Raw genomic sequence first — 16,034 nt, 5'->3', positions numbered from 1 at the left:
ACGAAAGCGAACCACCATGACCAATACCCACCCCGCCAAGTTCACCAAGCTGGTCACCCTGCTCGAAGAGCTGTTCCAGCTCAATCAGCCCGACCTGGACTTCGGCATCTACCGGATCATGCACGCCAAGGCCGATGAGGTGAGCGGTTTCTTGAAGCGCGACCTGCTGCCCCAGGTGAAGGAAGCTTTTGCCCAGTACCAGTCGGCCGATGGCGCGGAACTGAAGAAGAAGCTGGAGCAGATGGTCGCTCAGCTTGCCGAGGCGGGCGTGGACCCGGAATCCGCGCCCAAGGTGAAGGAATTGCGTGAACAGCTGAAGGGGTCCGTGGACATCGGGGCGCTGGAGGACGAGGTCTACGACCACCTGTACAGCTTCTTCCGCCGCTATTACTCCGAAGGCGACTTCCTGGCCAAGCGCGTCTACAAGCCCGGGGTGTATGCCATCCCCTACGAAGGCGAGGAGGTCACCCTGCACTGGGCCAACAAGGACCAGTACTACATCAAGACCAGCGAGTACCTGCGCGACTACGCCTTCCGGCTGAAGCCGGAGGCGCAGGAGGGCGAGGATCCCATGCGCGTGCGCTTCAAGCTGGTGGATGCAGCCGAGGGCGAACACGGCAACGTCAAGGCCGCCGAGGGCAAGGATCGAGTATTCGTGCTGGCCGACGAGGACTTCATCGCCGAGGTCGACGGCGAGCTGGAGCTGCGCTTCGAGTACCGGCCGGCGACCCTTGAAGACTGGCCCGTCGACCAGCGCGACGGCAAGAAGAAACCGCCCACGCAGAAGGATCTGAGCGCCTTTGCGGTGGCATCCATCCAGGCCGCAGGCGCTGATTTCGCGAACTGGCTGGCGGAGCTTGGCAAGACGCATGTCAAAGCCAACGGCGAGCCGGCTGATTACTCGCGGCTGGAGGCACACCTGCGCCGCTACACGGCTCGCAACACCTTCGACTACTTCATCCACAAGGACCTGGATGGCTTTCTGCGGCGCGAGCTGGACTTCTACATCAAGAACGAGGTGATGCACCTCGATGATGTGGAAAGCGAGACCGCCCCCAAGGTCGAGCAGTACCTGTCGAAGATCAAGGTGGTACGCCGTATCGCCGGCAAGATCATCGACTTCCTGGCGCAGCTGGAGAACTTCCAGAAGAAGCTGTGGTTAAAGAAGAAGTTCGTGGTTGCCTCGGACTGGCTGGTGGCGATCTCACAGATTCCGGACGAGCTGCTGCCGGAGGTGTGCGCGAACGCCGCGCAGCTGGAGGAATGGAAGGCGCTGCATTCGCTGCACGAGCTGCCGGCGGATGTGACGCGGCCGGCGTACAGCGAGCCGCTGACGCCGGAGTACGTGCGGGCGCATCCGAGCCTGATGGTGGATACGCGGCACTTTGATGCGGCATTTGTGGCGCGGCTGTTGGACGAATCGGACGATCTTGATGAGAAGACGGATGGCGTACTTGTACACAGCGAGAACTTCCAAGCTCTCTCGCTCATGCAGGCACGCTATCGGAACGGAGCGCAGTGTATTTACATCGACCCGCCGTACAACACAGACGCTTCTGCTATCGATTACAAGAACGGTTACAAAGAATCTAGTTGGATGTCGCTGCTGAACGACCGTCTACGCCTGTCGAAGAGCCTGATGGCGCAAGACGGCGTTCTCATTGCCGCTATCGATGACGAGCAGCAGCGCGAGCTTAGTTTTCTACTGTCGACCAACTTTGATGGGCGACTGTTGGGTACGGTTTGTGTTCGTTCCAATCCCTCTGGGCGTCCTACTCAGACTGGTTACGCTGTATCGCACGAGTACATGCTGTTTGCAGGGAATGGTTCTGATTCGGTGATTGGAAGAATGCCGCCAACCGAAGCGCAAGCTGCGCGGTTCTCTCAAATTGATGATCAAGGGCCTTTTGAGTGGCGGAACCTTCGGCGCGAGGGTTCGGACTCCGATCGTGCGGCGCGCCCTTCTATGTACTACCCGATCTATATGGAAGGTGAAGCTCTCCGTGTTCCGCGAATGGAATGGAACGAACAGAGCCGGGAGTGGGATGTGCTCGAAGCACCCAATCCAAACGAAACTGTTGCGTGGCCGAACAACGAGGATGGCGTTGAGAAAAGGTGGCGCTGGGAGTGGCAAACCGTAATGTCGCGCCTTGATCAGACGGCGGTGAGACCTGATCGAACCGGCAAGCCCTATGTCTATGTGAAGCGTAGGCCCCATGAAGAAGGCGCAGTATCGGTTTCGTCGTGGTTCGATGCGAAGTATTCAGCTACAGAACATGGAACTGCGGTATTGAAAGCGCTTTTTGGGCAGTCGGTGTTCTCTTATCCGAAGTCTGTGCACGCGGTTGCTGACGGGATCTACATCGGCGGCGCTCAGCGGTCGAACGCGGTTGTTCTCGACTATTTCGCTGGATCAGGAACGACCGGACATGCGGTGATCAACCTGAATCGAGAGAAGGGCGGAAGACGGAAATTCGTACTCGTCGAACAGGGTAGCTATTTTGAATCGGTGCTTCTGCCGCGCATCAAGAAAGTGGCCTTTGCCCCGGAATGGGGCGACGGTTGTCCAAAACGTCTTGCGACAGCCGAAGAGGCTAATCAAAGCCCGCGCTTTGTTAAGTGCGTCCGCACTGAAACCTATGAGGACTCTCTTAACAACCTCGACGTGTCGCGCACCAATGAACAGCAGGCAGCGCTGGAGTTTCCGGCTGCACAAGGCCCTGGTGGGCTTCGCGAGCAGTACCTGCTGCGCTACCAGCTGGACGTCGAATCCCAGGGCAGCGCATCGCTGCTGAACATCGCGGCCTTCAGCGACCCCACCGCCTACAAGCTGCTGGTCAAAACGCCTGGCAGCGACGAAAGCCGCGCGGTCAATGTCGACCTGCTGGAAACCTTCAATTGGCTGCTGGGCCTGACCGTGCAGCACATCGCGGCGCCGCGTAGCTTCAATGCCGAGTTTGAGCGCGACAGCGAAGGGCGGTTGCAGCTGAAGGGTCGGTTGAAGCAGATCAAGAGCGACCCCCACCCCAACCCTCCCCCGCCAGCAGGGGAGGGAGAAAAGCAGTGGTGGTTCCGCACCGTCACCGGCACCACGCCGGAAGGCCGCAAGACCCTGGTGATCTGGCGCAAGCTCACCGGCGACGCCGAGCAGGACAACCTGGTGCTGGAAACCTGGTTCCGCGACAAGCAGGCGTTCTCCGTGCGCGACGCCGAGTTCGACCTGATCTACGTCAACGGCGACAACACGCTCGAGAACATCCGGCTGGAGGACGAAAGCTGGAAGGTGCGCCTGACCGAGGAAGACTTCCAGCGCCTGATGTTCGAGGGAGCCGACTGACATGGCGGCGCTGAAGAAGGCCGCCACGAAGAAGGCGGCAAAGAAGGCGGCCGACAGGCCCCGTGCCCGCGCGCAGATGCCTGAGTTCACCCAGTCGCTGGTGCTCAACCAGTGGCTGTTCGGCCTTTTCGGGTTGGACAGCACGGACGGCTACTACCCTCTTGAAGGCGGGCGCCGGGTGCCGCTGCTGGAGGCGTTCAAGCAGCGCTTCCAGCTCAACGAGCACAGCGAGGAAGGCCTGGACGAGAACAACGTCCACCGCTTCCACCATGCCATGGTCAACCAGATCACCGGCGAGCTGCCTGGAGTGAGCCGCGACGAGCTGCTGGCTTTCGACCAGAACATCGTCCGCCACACCCTGGCCCTGAACGCCGAGCGCACCCTGCGCCGCGAGCGGCCGGTGGTCTGGAAGTACTACCAGTACCTCGCCCTGCTGTTCGTCGAGATCTACCTGGATCGCTACTTCCGCGACCCGCAGGCGCTGGCGCAGGCGCTCAACGCACACATTGCGAAGTTCAACGCCGACAAGGCCGAAGGCCAACAGCTCCCGGCGCTGGACGAGGGCCGGGACGCCGCGCTGGGCCTGAACAAGCTGGCCCTGTGGTGCGCCACCGGCAGCGGCAAGACCCTGCTGATGCACCTCAACCTGCGCCAGTACCAGCATCACCTGGCGCAGGCCGGTCGCGGCGGCGAGCTCAACCGCATCCTGCTGCTGACCCCCAACGAGGGGTTGAGCCACCAGCACCTCCAGGAGTTCGCGGCCGCCGGCATCGAGGCCGAGCTGTTCGACAAGAACGCCCGCGGCCTGTTCGCCGGCAAGGCGGTGGAGATCATCGATATCCACAAGCTGGCCGACGACATGGGCGACAAGACCGTGGCCGTGGACGCCTTCGAGACCGGCAACCTGGTGCTGGTGGACGAAGGCCACCGCGGCGCGTCCGGCGGCGAGGCCGGCAAGTGGCTGTCCCGCCGCGACCAGCTGTGCGAGAAGGGCTTTTCCTTCGAGTACTCGGCCACCTTCAAGCAGGCAGTGAAGGACAGCGTTCCGCTGTCGCGGCGCTACGCCCGCAGCATCGTCTTCGACTATTCCTACCGCTACTTCTACGGCGACGGCTACGGCAAGGACTACCAGATCCTCAATCTGGACAAAGATACCGAGCGCGCGCATCGCCATCAGTATCTGGTCGCCTGCTTGCTGGCCGCCTACCAGCAGCGGCGTCTGTTCGACGACAGGCAGGCGCTGTTGCGCGACTTCAACCTCGAAAGGCCGCTGTGGATCTTTGTTGGCGGCAGCGTCACCAAGGGCTTCAACAAGGGCGAAGCTTCTGACGTAGTGGAGATCCTGAAGTTCCTTGCTGCTTTCGCCGGAGACCGGGCGGCGTCGCAACGCGCGATCACTGAGACGTTGAGTGAGGGCCTGGTGGCGGCCGATGGCAAGAACATCTTCGCCAATCGCTTCGGCTACCTGGCCGAGTTGAATCTGTCTGCCAACGACCTGTTTGCCGACATCTGTGCGCGACTGTTCAACGCCCCCGGTGGGGGCGCTTTGCACGTCGAGTATCTGAAGGGTGCCGACGGCGAGCTGGCCCTGAAACTGGGCAACAACGAACCCTTCGGGGTGATCAACGTCGGCGATGCGAAGAAGCTGTACGACCTGTGCGACGCCACGCCCGGGCTGGTGGCCGAGGAGCGTGACTTCGCCGGCTCGCTGTTCCGCCGGATCAATGACCGTGACAACGCCATCAGCCTGCTGATCGGTTCACGCAAGTTCACGGAGGGGTGGAACAGCTGGCGCGTCAGCACCCTGGGCCTGATGAAGATCGGGCAGAGCGAAGGCGCCCAGATCATCCAGCTGTTCGGCCGTGGCGTGCGCCTGAAGGGCTACGGCTGGAGCCTGAAGCGCAGCAAGGCGCTGCGCCTGCCGGCCGGCGTGGAGCGTCCACGCCATATCGAGCTGCTGGAAACCCTGAACGTGTTCGGCGTCCACGCCGACTACATGGCCCAGTTCAAGCAGTTCCTGGAGGACGAGGGGCTGCCGCCGGACCAGGATAGCGAGGAGATCGTGCTGCCGGTGCTGCGCAACCTGGGCACGCACAAGCTCAAGATCATCCGGCTCAAGCCCGAGATCAATGGCGTGCAGACCGCGTTCGGCGCCGCCTTCCGGAAACTGGCGCCGGTTCCCCAGCTCGCGCCACCGCAGGGCGAAGCGGACCACTGGCTGTTGCGTAACCGGGTGCAGCTCAACTGGTACCCGAAGATCCAGGCGATGAAGGCGGCCGGGCTGGCTGGCGGCGATGGCGTGGCCGAGCTCGAGCGCGGCAAGCTGGGGCCGAAGCATGTAGCGCTGCTGGACCTGGATCGCGCCTGGTTCGAGCTGATCCGCTTCAAGAACGAGCGAGGCTGGCACAATTTCGACATCCCGCGCCCGGCTGTCGACCGCCTGCTGGCGGACAGCGACTGGTACGACCTGCTGATCCCCGAAGCGATGCTGGCCATGGACAGCTTCGCCAAGGTGGCGATCTGGCAGGAGATCGCCGAGACGCTGCTGAAGAAGTACGCCGAGCGCTACTACAGCTTCCGCAAGAAGGGTTGGGAGGAGCCGCACCTGGAGTACGCCGAGCTGGACGCCGGCGACCCCAACTTCCCCGAGGCCGGTGCCGGCCTCGGAGAGGAGCAGGGCGTGTACCGCGTCTCGGTGGAGAAGTCCGAGGAGGCGCTGATCACCCAGCTGCGGCAGCTTGGAGACGAGCTGCGCAAGCGTGCCGGCCTCGCCGACAGGGCGTTCACCGGCGGCCAAGCGAAGCTGGAGGTGCTGTCCTTCAAGGGACACCTGTACGAGCCCCTGATCAAGGCCAGCGGCGCCAGCATCAGCGTCCGGCCGGTGTCACTGAACGACGGCGAGATGCGCTTCGTGCGCCGGCTGAGGGACTACTGCGCCGAGCACCCGGAAGAGTTCGCGGACCGGCCGCTGTTCCTGCTGCGCAACATGAGCCGTGGCCGCGGCATCGGCTTCTTCGAGGCCGGCAACTTCCATCCCGACTTCATCGTCTGGCGCATCGACGGCAACAAGCAGCGGATCAGCTTCGTCGACCCCAAGGGCATCCGCCAGCTGGACACCATCGACGATCCGAAGATCCGGTTCCACCGCACCATCCAGGAAATCGAAGCGCGCATGGCCGATCCGGACGTCAGCCTGCGCAGCTACATCGTCTCGGGCACGTCCGCCGCGGAAATGGAGATGCACTGGAAGGTGACCCGCCAGAAGATGGCCGAGCGGAACATCCTGTTCGACGAGGATGACGGCTACGTGGCGCGATTGATCCGGGAGTCGGCGCCGGAGGCGTGATGGCGACTTGAACCGCTGGCCCCACGATTACTATCTCTAGGTAGTGACCGGGTCGCTCCGAAGAGAGGGGATTGCGCTGGCGGGACCACACGGAGCGGAGCGACGGGGGCTTGCACCCTGATATCTCTTCGGAGCGACCCCTCGATCTATTCGCGGATTTCGTCGTGCTGATGCGGTCGGAAGCAACAGGGCAGACGCATGTCGCTGCAAAGCTTCGCACTGTGAAGGTCGAGATTCACGTCGCCGTAACTGTCTGAAGCTCCAGGGGAACTCCCGGGCCGAGCGTTCCGGTGGTTGAGATTGAAGTGCCTCAGAGTTTCCGTATCGCCGTCGTCTACGGAATCTCGACCATTGAAGAGCTGCCCCCTGCTGCGATGTCGCGCAAGTGCATGATCCCGTAGGGGAATCACGGCCGGATCGGTCTGGGGGAATCTCGACCATCTTGTGTGACCCGACAAATCCGTGATTTCTGGAGATGTACCGCTTCGGTACTGTTCCTCTGGAGGGTGCGATGGCCGGCTTGGTGCTGCTCTTTCTTGGACTGGGCGTGTTGCTGTGGTGGCTTGCGCCTGACCGCACGGACGAACGGGTCGGATCCACGCTGGAATCAAGGGTGTTTCCGGTGGACGACGACGTGGAGTCAGGCCCTTCATGGGATGGACTGCAACTCCTCGAGCTGGATGATCTGAGCCGCCTGGACGCCGGTAATCCTTTCCAGGAGCCCCAGGATTTCCTGTTCCCGCCGCTGGAAGAACCCGCTAACGATTGGTGGTGGAGGGGCAGCGACGTCAGTGCGTTTGCTCCCGCCGCCGAGCTGGACTCTTCCGACGCCGATGAGCTGTACGTCAATCCGGCAACCGGGCTGGCTCTCGTTGCAGGAGGCCCGGGTGGGATCGATACCGGCGGGAACGCGAGTGGCTTCTCGTCGAGTGACGATTTCTCGCACTACGGCACCGACGTGTCGCTGGGCGACACTGGCTGGAGCGAAGACTCCGCAACATCGTTCGGGTCCGATGACTGGTCGTAGGGCTTGCCGTCGGCTTGTCCCTGCTGAGCGGGCAATTTCGTGGCCTTGACCGCGGGAAGATCGGCTCCCAGTATCGGAACGGCTGCGGTTTGGGGGGAACCGATGAAATGGATCAAGGCCGGCAAGGCCGCCATCAAGGGTTTGGCCGATGCAACCTACGGGGCGGCGAGCTTCGTCAGCAAGCACGAGGACTCGATTTCGGGCGGCGTACGTTCCGCCATTGAGGCTACCGGGCGGGCGGTTGCCAAAGCCGGGGCGGCCGCCGATCAGCTGGGGCGGCAGGCGGAAAAGCAGCTCAAGGCACGAGCCGCAGGGTCGGACGACGCCTTGGGCCGTGCCGCTGCTGGCGCCGGCTCCCTGCTTGGAAAAGGGGTGGCGCTGACTGGAGCCGGAATTCGTGCCGGTGGGGAGCTGGCCACCAAGGCGGCGCCGGCAGTGGGTGCGGCGACTGGCGGATTTGCACTCGGTGGCACCTCGGTCGTCTCGGAAGCGATCGACAGTGTCGCCTTGAGCCGAAATGATCTGGACGAGCTTCGTCGCGAGATTGCGGAGTACGGCGACAGGATCCGCCGCGACTCTGAGCGCTTGGAGCAGCGGGTCCAATCGGCACAGGAGGGGCGCCGTCGCGACGAGCTGCTGGACCTGCTTGTCGTGGGCGGGGTGTCCCTGGCGTACGTGCTCGACCACCCTGACGAGGTTCCCGAGGAGGTCCTGCGGGCGTTCGAACTGGCGTACCCCGGTCTCGCAACTACGGAGAGCTTTGCCGATGTTGTCGACCGCCTACCTGCGGAAGCATTGCCGGGCTTCGTCTCGGGCGTGAAGGGCAAGCTGTTCGAGATCGAGCTCGTCGAGCACTTCAACAACGGCGGCCTTCCCGACGGTCTCCACGCCGATCTTGCGGGCTCGGCCACCCAGTCGGAGTGGGATATCCGCATCCTGGACGAGCAGGGCCAGGTTGTGGATGCAATCCAGGCCAAGGCAACCGAATCCGCCCAATACGTCCTGGACGCCTTGGAGCGTTATCCCGGTATCGATGTGGTGTCCACCAGCGAGGTTCACGCGCAGCTGGTTGCCATGGGAATGGCGGAGCGTGTGACCAACAGCGGCATCACCGAGGCATCGCTCCAGACCGCGGTGGAGCAGGCTGCGGCCGGTGGCGCGGAGTTCGGTGTGGGTGACCTCGTGCCGTCAGTACTGGGGCTTGCTGTAATCAGCCTCTCGCTAATGCTGGATCCCAAGATGACCTGGGTCGAGCGCGCCAGCCAACTGGGCTCCAGGGGCGCACGCGTGGGCGCAGCGGGCGCAGCTGCCAAGGTGGCGATGGTCGTGACCCAGACGTGGTGGCTGGGTCTGCTGGCGGGTGTGGGCTCGGGCTGGCTTGCGTCCAAGGGGCGGGCCAGGCGGGAGCAGTACGAAGCGCTGCGGCAGGCAGCGGAGCTACTGCGCAGCCGCTATCGTGGTTCTGAGCCAATGGGGCTGTTGCCCGCGCCGGGCTGATTGGCCACGCTCGGTTGGTCGCAATGTCGCCGACAGCCGAGGGACGACAACCTTCAAGCGGACGTAGTATCCCGCGGTACCTACCTGGGCTGCCCCTTCTTGCCCGCCTTGGGTGCGCTGGATTGGACCCGCTCCAGGTACTCCTTGATCAGCTCGATGAAGTCGACCCCGTAGATACCTGCGAGGTCCTGCAGCTCGATCAGGTCGAGGCGGCGGACGCCTCGCTCAACATCGCTGACGAACGGCTGGCGTCGATCGAGGCGTGCCGATACTTCCGTCTGCTGCAAGCCCGCCGCCAGCCGCTTTTCCCGCAACAGCGCGCACAGGACGGTGTGCTCGGGACGATGGATGGACTTCGGCATGACCGCTCCAGGCAGGGCGGTCACCGACGCTATATCCGATTTTCGGATATACAAAAAACGTATAGAATGGGTTGGAGCGCTATCCGGGCGCTTGCAAACCGGTTACAGGGAAGGGGCACGCATGGGAAGCGCTCTCCGCAAATGGGCACGCGCGATCGTTGTCGTCGGGATTGGCAGCGGAAGCGCCGCTGTTGCTGGCCAAGCTGCCGCCAACGGTCAGACCATCTTCGTGGATCCCGAGGTGGTGGTCACCGTGGAGACCTCGAAGGGCGTCCACGCACACATCAGCCCGCCTCTGGTCCCGGTCACATTCTCCGGACTCTGGTACATCGAGCCGGGCTCGTACACGATCCGCCGCGAGGCCCGTGTCGATGGGAGACGGTATGCCCTGATTCCCTGGGCGCGCCGGCAGCCGGACGAGAAGATCATCCTTGAAGAAAAGAAGGACAAGGCCGGTTGTCGCTCCGTGGTCCAGCATTTCGCCGCGATCGATATGGAGACGCAGGAGCTCCAGAACAGGACCTGGGTCTTTACCCGAAGCGATTGCGACATCGGCGATCGTTGGGACCAAAGATTCTGGCTGGCGCGTGGCTACACCGGGGACGACTTCCTGGTGCGCGAGGAACCAGCAGCGTTGGTAGCTGAACGAAAGACAGAAGCAGATCGTGCCGCCCGGCTGGCCGAAGCGCTGGCTCAGGAGGAAAACCGCGAGCGGCAGCGGGAGCAGGAAGCACTGCTGCAGCTCGAGGCGCCGGCCAAGCGCCAGATCGGCGCGACCGTGTGCAGAAAACGCGGACTGATCGGATTCGCCGGCTACACAGAGCAGGTCAGCCCCGATACCGGTCGGATCCGCGTGCGCATCGTGCGGCATTTTGATGCCTCAAACGGCCGCTTCCTACGGGCTACACCGCCGGAAGAGAACGTCTGGGATGACCCGGACAACTGGTACAGGTGTGAGTTCTAGGCAGGCTGCTCCTCCGGCCAACTGGCTCTTGCAGACAGTGGGCACGCAAGTCGATGCTGATTAGCGGCACCGCGCCGGCCGACTTTGGCCAAGAGCGGACGGTCTGGGAGGAAGCGATCATTTGATGTCCGGAGTGCACCGGAGCCATGACCCCATTCCTTCCCCTTCCCCGGCCGCGTGTACCGGTTCGGGCTCGACCTCCTGCGCGGCTCAACGCCTCGATACGGGCGATCAGGGACATGCTGGCTGATTCAGAGCGAGCTGTGGGGTTGACCAGCGCCTAAAAAAGCGAGCTGGGTCAGGTGGTTTGAAGGCATGGTCATGGGAAGCCTTCCCCCTTCCTTAGACGATGGGCAGTCGGCCAAAGATTCCCATTACGGGAACACTTGACCTTCTCAATCTCTGCGGATAAAGTGTTCCCAAATCGGGAACACAGAACATGAAGCTCATTGGCCGCGACAAGCTAAAACGGGGGACTGAAGACGTCGATCGCTGGCTCCGCAGCTGGTGCTCAGAGGTGGCGCACGCGCACTGGAGAAGGCCAGAGGACGTAACCGAACAGTTCCCGAACGCGCGGTCGAGCCCTGGCGGCGACTTCCTCTTCCAGATCGGAACCAGCGGGTACTGGCTGCGGCTCCAGGTCGCTTTCGCACAGGGCGTAGCCCTGATCCTCGAAATGAACAACATCGACAATTCCTATGGACGCTAAGGTTATCCGCACCGAAGAGCAGTACCTCACCTACCTGCGGGAGGTGCAGGAACTCATGGCGCGCCAGCCCTCAGCGGGTTCCGCGGAGGGCGACCGGCTTGAACTTCTTACCGTCCTGATCGAGGCCTACGAGAACAGCAAATTTCCGATTGAGGCACCTGACCCCGTCGACGCCATCCTCTTCCGCATGCAAGAAAAGGGGCTTAAACAAGCCGATCTCGTCCCATATTTCGGGACTCGCAGCCGAGTGTCCGAGGTACTGGGTCGTAAGCGTCCGCTGACGGTCCAGATGATTCGGGCGCTGTCCATCGGACTCGGCATCTCGGCTGAGACGCTGGTGGGGCTGTCTGCCCCGGAAGATCACGCCACGTCGGACAAGACGAACGTCGATTGGTCGAAGTTTCCTCTCAAGGAAATTGCGCGTCGCGGGTGGCTGTCGGACGTTTCTGCAAAGGCGAAGACCGGTGTCGAAGAGCTGGTGAAGGGTTTCATCGAGGACGCCGGGCTCCAGTTCGGGGCAGCAGCATTCCGCCGCAGCATCGGCGGTGAGGCAGCTTCGCCGACGACCAGGTATGCGCTATATGCGTGGCTTGCTCGCGTGATTCAGCAGGCGCGCGCAATGAAGCCGAGGCTGGGTCCTTTTGAGCCCGAGAAGCTGTCTGCGGGTTTCCTGCGTGAGCTTGCTCAGCTGAGCTGGTCCGAGCGGGGGCCGCTTCTGGCGGTCGAGTTCCTGGAGCGTCACGGCATCGCCGTGGTGATCGAGCCCCACCTCAAGGGGACTCAACTCGACGGCGCCGCATTGAAGGATGCGGATGGCACACCTATCGTTGGGTTGACCCTGCGATACGACAGGCTCGACAACTTCTGGTTCACGCTCGTCCATGAGGTCGCGCACGTCTGGAAGCACGTCGGCAGCGACGAGGCCTTTTTGGACGACTTGGATGCGTCGTCCGAAGACCGCCGGGAGGCGGAGGCGAACCGGCTAGCGCGCGAAGCTTTCATTCCAAGAGTCATGTGGCGCCGAAGCGAGGCGTATCTTTCCCCCAGCAGGGAGACGATCGAAAAGCTAGCTAGAGAGCTTCGTATACACCCGGCCATCGTTGCCGGCAGGCTCCGAAAGGAGTCCGGTAATTACACGGCGTTCGCCGATTTAGTTGGGCAGCAGCAAGTCCGGTCGTTCTTTCCGTCTTCGAGTGAGGTGTGACATGGCTCCGAAGTATCTCCCCATCCTGAAGTCCCTTACGAGCGAGTTCGAGGCGTCCAAGCACATCGACGCAGCGCACGCAGCGGTCATCCATCCGCTCTTCGATGTTCCCGTCATCAGCGAGAACAGGCAGAAGGCGAAGAAATACCAGAACAGTCTCACGCCGGTGTCGGATTACCTGGACGAAGTCGCCGAAAGTATCGGGAAGTGTTGGAAGGGCGGCCTAGTGCTTGCCGATGCCTTCAACTGGGCCCCTGATGCCACGGTTGAAACGGGAGAGCACACGCTGGCCTATCTCCATGCCAGCCTCAAGGGGCAAGGCGTTACGGTGGTGCCCGTGGTCGGATATGACCGCTGGGACGATCAGCTCTACCAGCTCGCGATGCGCGGGCTTGATCTGTCCGGCGCTCCCTACCTCTGTTTCCGTCTCGAAGCGAGCGCGGTCGAGGACGCGGCGGAACCGGACGTGTTCCACGCCCGCATGGAAGAGATGCTCGAGGACATGCAGTTGAGCCCGGCGGAGTGTGCTGTCCTGCTTGACCTCGGCGACCTGACGAGCAAGCCGCTGATCGACATCACCAGCGATGCAACTCGCGTGTTGGAGTTGCTCAGTGTGTACGGCTTCCGGTACATCGCGACGGCAGGGTCGTCGATGCCTAAGTCGGTCGACCTGGCGGTTAAGAAGAAGGACAGCACTGCGAAGGTGATCCGCAAGGAGATGCTGCTGTGGCAAGCGCTCCGCATGGAGTTCAGCGGCATCCCCCTGGTTTTCGGTGACTATGGCGTGCGAGGCCCCAGCTCAAATGATTCCATTCGCAACCCTAACGCCAACGCGAAGATCCGGTACACCTGTGACAAGGCATTCCTGGTATCGCGTGGCCACTCGGTTGCGGGCGGCTGGGCATTGCAGATGCCGAAGGTCGCCACGGAAATCGCCAACGCAAAAGAGTTCCTGCCGGGCTTCAGCTGGGGCGACCAGATCATCGCTGATTGCAGCAACGGCTTGCCTGTGAAGAACGGTCATACGAAGTGGATCGCCTATGACACCAGCCACCACTTGGCATTCGTCGTCGAAGAGGTGCGGGAGTTCGAGCGCGTACTGGTCTCCACCGCCAGTGCCACGACGGCCTAATGCGAGCTTCGCTCGTCCAGCGTCTCAAGTGAGGACCCCGCTGGCCTCCTTCTGAAGCCCTACCTACCAGACACGCCCCGGCAACGGGGCGTTGCCGAGCTCGATCGTAGCGCCGCGGTGTTCGAAGAGGTCCAATCCAGAAGTCTTTGGCCGCCATGCCTAAGGGATAAACGTCCGATTTGGATCGATAGCTGCTAGGTCACGCAGCCCGAAACCTGAAAATCGGAGTCCCGTCGATTGATGCCGTTGTTGCAGCGCGTGCAGCTGCTCAGTGTCTATGGCGCTGGTTGTCCAGCCAGTCTGCCCACTCGTGCAGCAGCTCTCGCCGCTCATCCTTGTACAGGTGCCTGTTGTAGGCCGCGCGAGTCTTCCCCATCGGCGTATGCGCCAGGCACAGCTCGATCACATCGGCATGGGCACTCAGCCCATTGAAGTGGGTGCTGAAGCTGGCACGCATGCCATGCGGAGTACCCTTGCCGCTGTAGCCCAGTCGTTCCATGACCGCGTTGAGCGTTCGGTTGGCCATCGGGCGCTTGGGGTCACGGCGGTTCGGAAAGAGGAGGGCGGAGTTGCCGGGGATAAGCTCCCGCAGCTGCTTCAATAGCGCGATCGCCTGAGCCGAGAGCGGAACCCAATGCGGTCGCTTGTTCTTCATGCGCTCGGCGGGGATCTCCCACTCCCCAGTTTTGAGGTCAATTTCGTCCCACCTGCCGCCGATGATCTCGTTCTTGCGACAGGCGGTCAGCATGACCAGCAGCATGGCGATCCGCGTCTGCTCGTTGAGGCGGGTGCGGTCGTCCAGATCGCGCAGGAAGGCGCCGATCTCCTCTGGCGTCAGCGCGGGGTGATTTTCCTGATCCCGCTTCTTGAGTACTCGGATGGACGGGACCGGGTTGGCGTCCACAAGGCCACTGTCAATGGCGTACTCGAAGATGCCCCACAGGTGGTTGCGCTGGTTTCGTGCGACTTCCGGTGCCCGCTTCTCGACCGCCTTCAGCAGGCTGCTGATCTCGACCCGGGTGATGTCCTTGATCTGTCGGGCCTTGAGTTTTGGGAGCAGGTCTTTGGCAAGCTCCCGCTCCCGCTGCCGGACTGTCGAGGCCCGCAGGCCGTGCGCGGTGGCCGCGCTCCAGTCGGCGGCGACGACTTCGAAGGAGCCCTTCTCGCGGGAGAGGCTGGCCTGGATCAGGGCTTGCTTGCGATCTCGCCGGGCGATGACCGGGTTGATGCCTTCGGCGACCTGCCGCCTGGAGTCGCTGTGCGCTCTGCGTGCCTCCGCCAGCGACACTTCGGGGTAGCTGCCAAGGGCGTCGAGTCCTTCCACGCCGCCGAGGCGGAACTTGTAGCGCCAGAGCTTGGCGCCGGTGGGCTGTACGAGCAGGTACAGGCCGCCACTGTCGGACAGCTTGTAGGCCTTCGCGGCGGGCTTGGCTGCGTTGATCTGGACGGCAGTCAGCATGGGGGGAAGCCAGCATTGGGGGCCTCCAGAATACCCCCAGCGATACCCCCACAAAAGTTGGATGCGGTGGGTGCTCCTGAACACTCCTGGGTCTCGGAGATCACTTAACTAGCTGAAATACAATGTGAAATGTCGTCGTCATGAGACATCCTGAAACGCCGTGATTTCTCACTGCACCTTCCAGCTGGCGATTTTCATCCGGCCATGATCCCGTCCGGCGGCCTCCGGGGCAAACCGCGCGGCCCGGCCGGACGCGGGCGAGCGCGGACCGGGGCGTGCCCGCCGGGTCGGGTCATCCATGGGCGCGACGGTCGCCGGGCTAGAATCCATGCATGGCCCACAACATCCGTCCCTACCGCGGCACGCTGCCCACGCTCGGTGCGCGCGTCTACATCGACCCCGCCGCGACCGTCATCGGCGACGTCGTGATCGGCGACGACAGTTCGATCTGGCCCGGCACGGTGGTGCGCGGCGACGTCAACTTCGTGCGCATCGGCGCGCGCTGCAACCTGCAGGACGGCACCATCGTGCACGTCAGCCACCGCGGCCCGCACTCGCGCATGGATGGCTATCCCACGATCATCGGCGACGACGTCACCATCGGCCACGGCGCGATCGTGCATGCCTGCACGATCGGCAACGGCGCGCTGGTCGGCATGGGCGCGACGGTGATGGACGGGGTGGTGGTGGAGGACCATGGCTACGTCGGCGCCGGCGCGCTGGTGCCGCCGGGCAAGGTGGTGCGCAGCCGCGAGCTGTGGCTCGGCAATCCGGCGAAGATGGTGCGGGTGCTGGACGATGCGGCGGTCGAGGGCCTGCTGTACAGCGCCGCGCACTACGTGCGCCTCAAGGACGAATACCTGGCAGCCGGCTGACGCCGGTTGCGGCGGGCCCGGGCCATCGCCCGCGCGCCGCCTCCCTGTAGACACTCTGTTCTCGGTCAAGCCTGCAGGGTGGCGAAGAGCTTGGCACCATCGTAGGGGGCGGGGTTGCGGAT

General features: G+C 63.0%; 11 protein-coding genes. 9 read left to right on the top strand and 2 right to left on the bottom strand.

Annotated features, from left to right (window positions below; all coding sequences use genetic code 11):
• Window positions 1-16: 16 nt before the first annotated feature.
• The 4 genes from IE168_RS10975 to IE168_RS10960 all read left to right on the top strand — a co-directional run bounded on the left by IE168_RS10975 (window position 17) and on the right by IE168_RS10960 (window position 9,207).
• Window positions 17-3,337, top strand: coding sequence for a site-specific DNA-methyltransferase (locus IE168_RS10975; RefSeq protein ID WP_189498234.1), 3,321 nt, complete (start codon window positions 17-19; stop codon window positions 3,335-3,337).
• Window position 3,338: 1 nt separating this feature from the next.
• The gene (locus IE168_RS10970) at window positions 3,339-6,683 is read left to right on the top strand and encodes a DEAD/DEAH box helicase family protein (protein ID WP_189498230.1); all 3,345 of its coding nucleotides are present in this window, start codon (window positions 3,339-3,341) and stop codon (window positions 6,681-6,683) included.
• Window positions 6,684-7,194: 511 nt separating this feature from the next.
• Complete coding sequence (locus tag IE168_RS10965; protein WP_189498228.1) at window positions 7,195-7,710, top strand: hypothetical protein; 516 nt, start codon at window positions 7,195-7,197, stop codon at window positions 7,708-7,710.
• 102 nt (window positions 7,711-7,812) lie between these two features.
• Complete coding sequence (locus IE168_RS10960; protein ID WP_189498226.1) at window positions 7,813-9,207, top strand: hypothetical protein; 1,395 nt, start codon at window positions 7,813-7,815, stop codon at window positions 9,205-9,207.
• Between the two features lie 80 nt (window positions 9,208-9,287).
• Here IE168_RS10960 and IE168_RS10955 read toward each other — a convergent pair whose 3' ends face one another.
• Entirely contained in the window at window positions 9,288-9,569 is a 282-nt protein-coding gene (locus IE168_RS10955) for a helix-turn-helix domain-containing protein (RefSeq protein WP_189498224.1), read from the bottom strand.
• A 121-nt stretch (window positions 9,570-9,690) separates the two neighbouring features.
• Between IE168_RS10955 and IE168_RS10950 the strand changes: the two genes are divergently transcribed.
• From IE168_RS10950 to IE168_RS10935, 4 genes are all read left to right on the top strand, one after another.
• Entirely contained in the window at window positions 9,691-10,533 is an 843-nt protein-coding gene (locus tag IE168_RS10950; RefSeq protein ID WP_189498222.1) for a hypothetical protein, read from the top strand.
• Window positions 10,534-10,972: 439 nt separating this feature from the next.
• Entirely contained in the window at window positions 10,973-11,242 is a 270-nt protein-coding gene (locus tag IE168_RS10945) for a type II toxin-antitoxin system HigB family toxin (RefSeq protein WP_189498220.1), read from the top strand.
• A complete protein-coding gene (locus IE168_RS10940) occupies window positions 11,232-12,446 on the top strand; it encodes an ImmA/IrrE family metallo-endopeptidase (protein WP_189498218.1) in 1,215 nt (404 codons plus the stop codon). The genes IE168_RS10945 and IE168_RS10940 overlap by 11 nt, the downstream gene beginning before the upstream one ends.
• A gap of 1 nt (window position 12,447) precedes the next feature.
• On the top strand, window positions 12,448-13,578 hold the full coding sequence (locus IE168_RS10935; RefSeq protein WP_189498216.1) for a beta family protein: 1,131 nt from the start codon (window positions 12,448-12,450) through the stop codon (window positions 13,576-13,578).
• A gap of 268 nt (window positions 13,579-13,846) precedes the next feature.
• On the opposite strand, the gene IE168_RS10930 is transcribed toward IE168_RS10935, so the two are convergent.
• Window positions 13,847-15,037, bottom strand: coding sequence for a tyrosine-type recombinase/integrase (locus IE168_RS10930; RefSeq protein WP_189498214.1), 1,191 nt, complete (start codon window positions 15,035-15,037; stop codon window positions 13,847-13,849).
• 332 nt (window positions 15,038-15,369) lie between these two features.
• Here IE168_RS10930 and IE168_RS10925 point away from each other — a divergent pair, with 332 nt between their 5' ends.
• Window positions 15,370-15,912, top strand: a complete 543-nt coding sequence (locus tag IE168_RS10925; RefSeq protein ID WP_189498212.1) for a gamma carbonic anhydrase family protein — start codon at window positions 15,370-15,372, stop codon at window positions 15,910-15,912.
• Window positions 15,913-16,034: the final 122 nt, after the last annotated feature.

The organism is Luteimonas padinae, assembly GCF_014652935.1.
Lineage (GTDB): Bacteria > Pseudomonadota > Gammaproteobacteria > Xanthomonadales > Xanthomonadaceae > Luteimonas > Luteimonas padinae.
The sequence above is the reverse complement of the archived record's forward strand: the minus strand, read 5'-3'. Positions and strand labels throughout refer to the sequence as shown.

Bases quoted from the DNA above. Each gene is read 5' to 3' on its own strand.
- IE168_RS10975 (WP_189498234.1), top strand. From the start codon at position 17: ATGACCAATACCCACCCCGCCAAGTTCACCAAGCTGGTCACCCTGCTC.
- IE168_RS10955 (WP_189498224.1), bottom strand. From the start codon at position 9,569: ATGCCGAAGTCCATCCATCGTCCCGAGCACACCGTCCTGTGCGCGCTG.
- IE168_RS10930 (WP_189498214.1), bottom strand. From the start codon at position 15,037: ATGCTGACTGCCGTCCAGATCAACGCAGCCAAGCCCGCCGCGAAGGCC.
- IE168_RS10940 (WP_189498218.1), top strand. From the start codon at position 11,232: ATGGACGCTAAGGTTATCCGCACCGAAGAGCAGTACCTCACCTACCTG.
- IE168_RS10965 (WP_189498228.1), top strand. From the start codon at position 7,195: ATGGCCGGCTTGGTGCTGCTCTTTCTTGGACTGGGCGTGTTGCTGTGG.
- IE168_RS10945 (WP_189498220.1), top strand. From the start codon at position 10,973: ATGAAGCTCATTGGCCGCGACAAGCTAAAACGGGGGACTGAAGACGTC.
- IE168_RS10960 (WP_189498226.1), top strand. From the start codon at position 7,813: ATGAAATGGATCAAGGCCGGCAAGGCCGCCATCAAGGGTTTGGCCGAT.
- IE168_RS10935 (WP_189498216.1), top strand. From the start codon at position 12,448: ATGGCTCCGAAGTATCTCCCCATCCTGAAGTCCCTTACGAGCGAGTTC.
- IE168_RS10950 (WP_189498222.1), top strand. From the start codon at position 9,691: ATGGGAAGCGCTCTCCGCAAATGGGCACGCGCGATCGTTGTCGTCGGG.
- IE168_RS10925 (WP_189498212.1), top strand. From the start codon at position 15,370: ATGGCCCACAACATCCGTCCCTACCGCGGCACGCTGCCCACGCTCGGT.
- IE168_RS10970 (WP_189498230.1), top strand. From the start codon at position 3,339: ATGGCGGCGCTGAAGAAGGCCGCCACGAAGAAGGCGGCAAAGAAGGCG.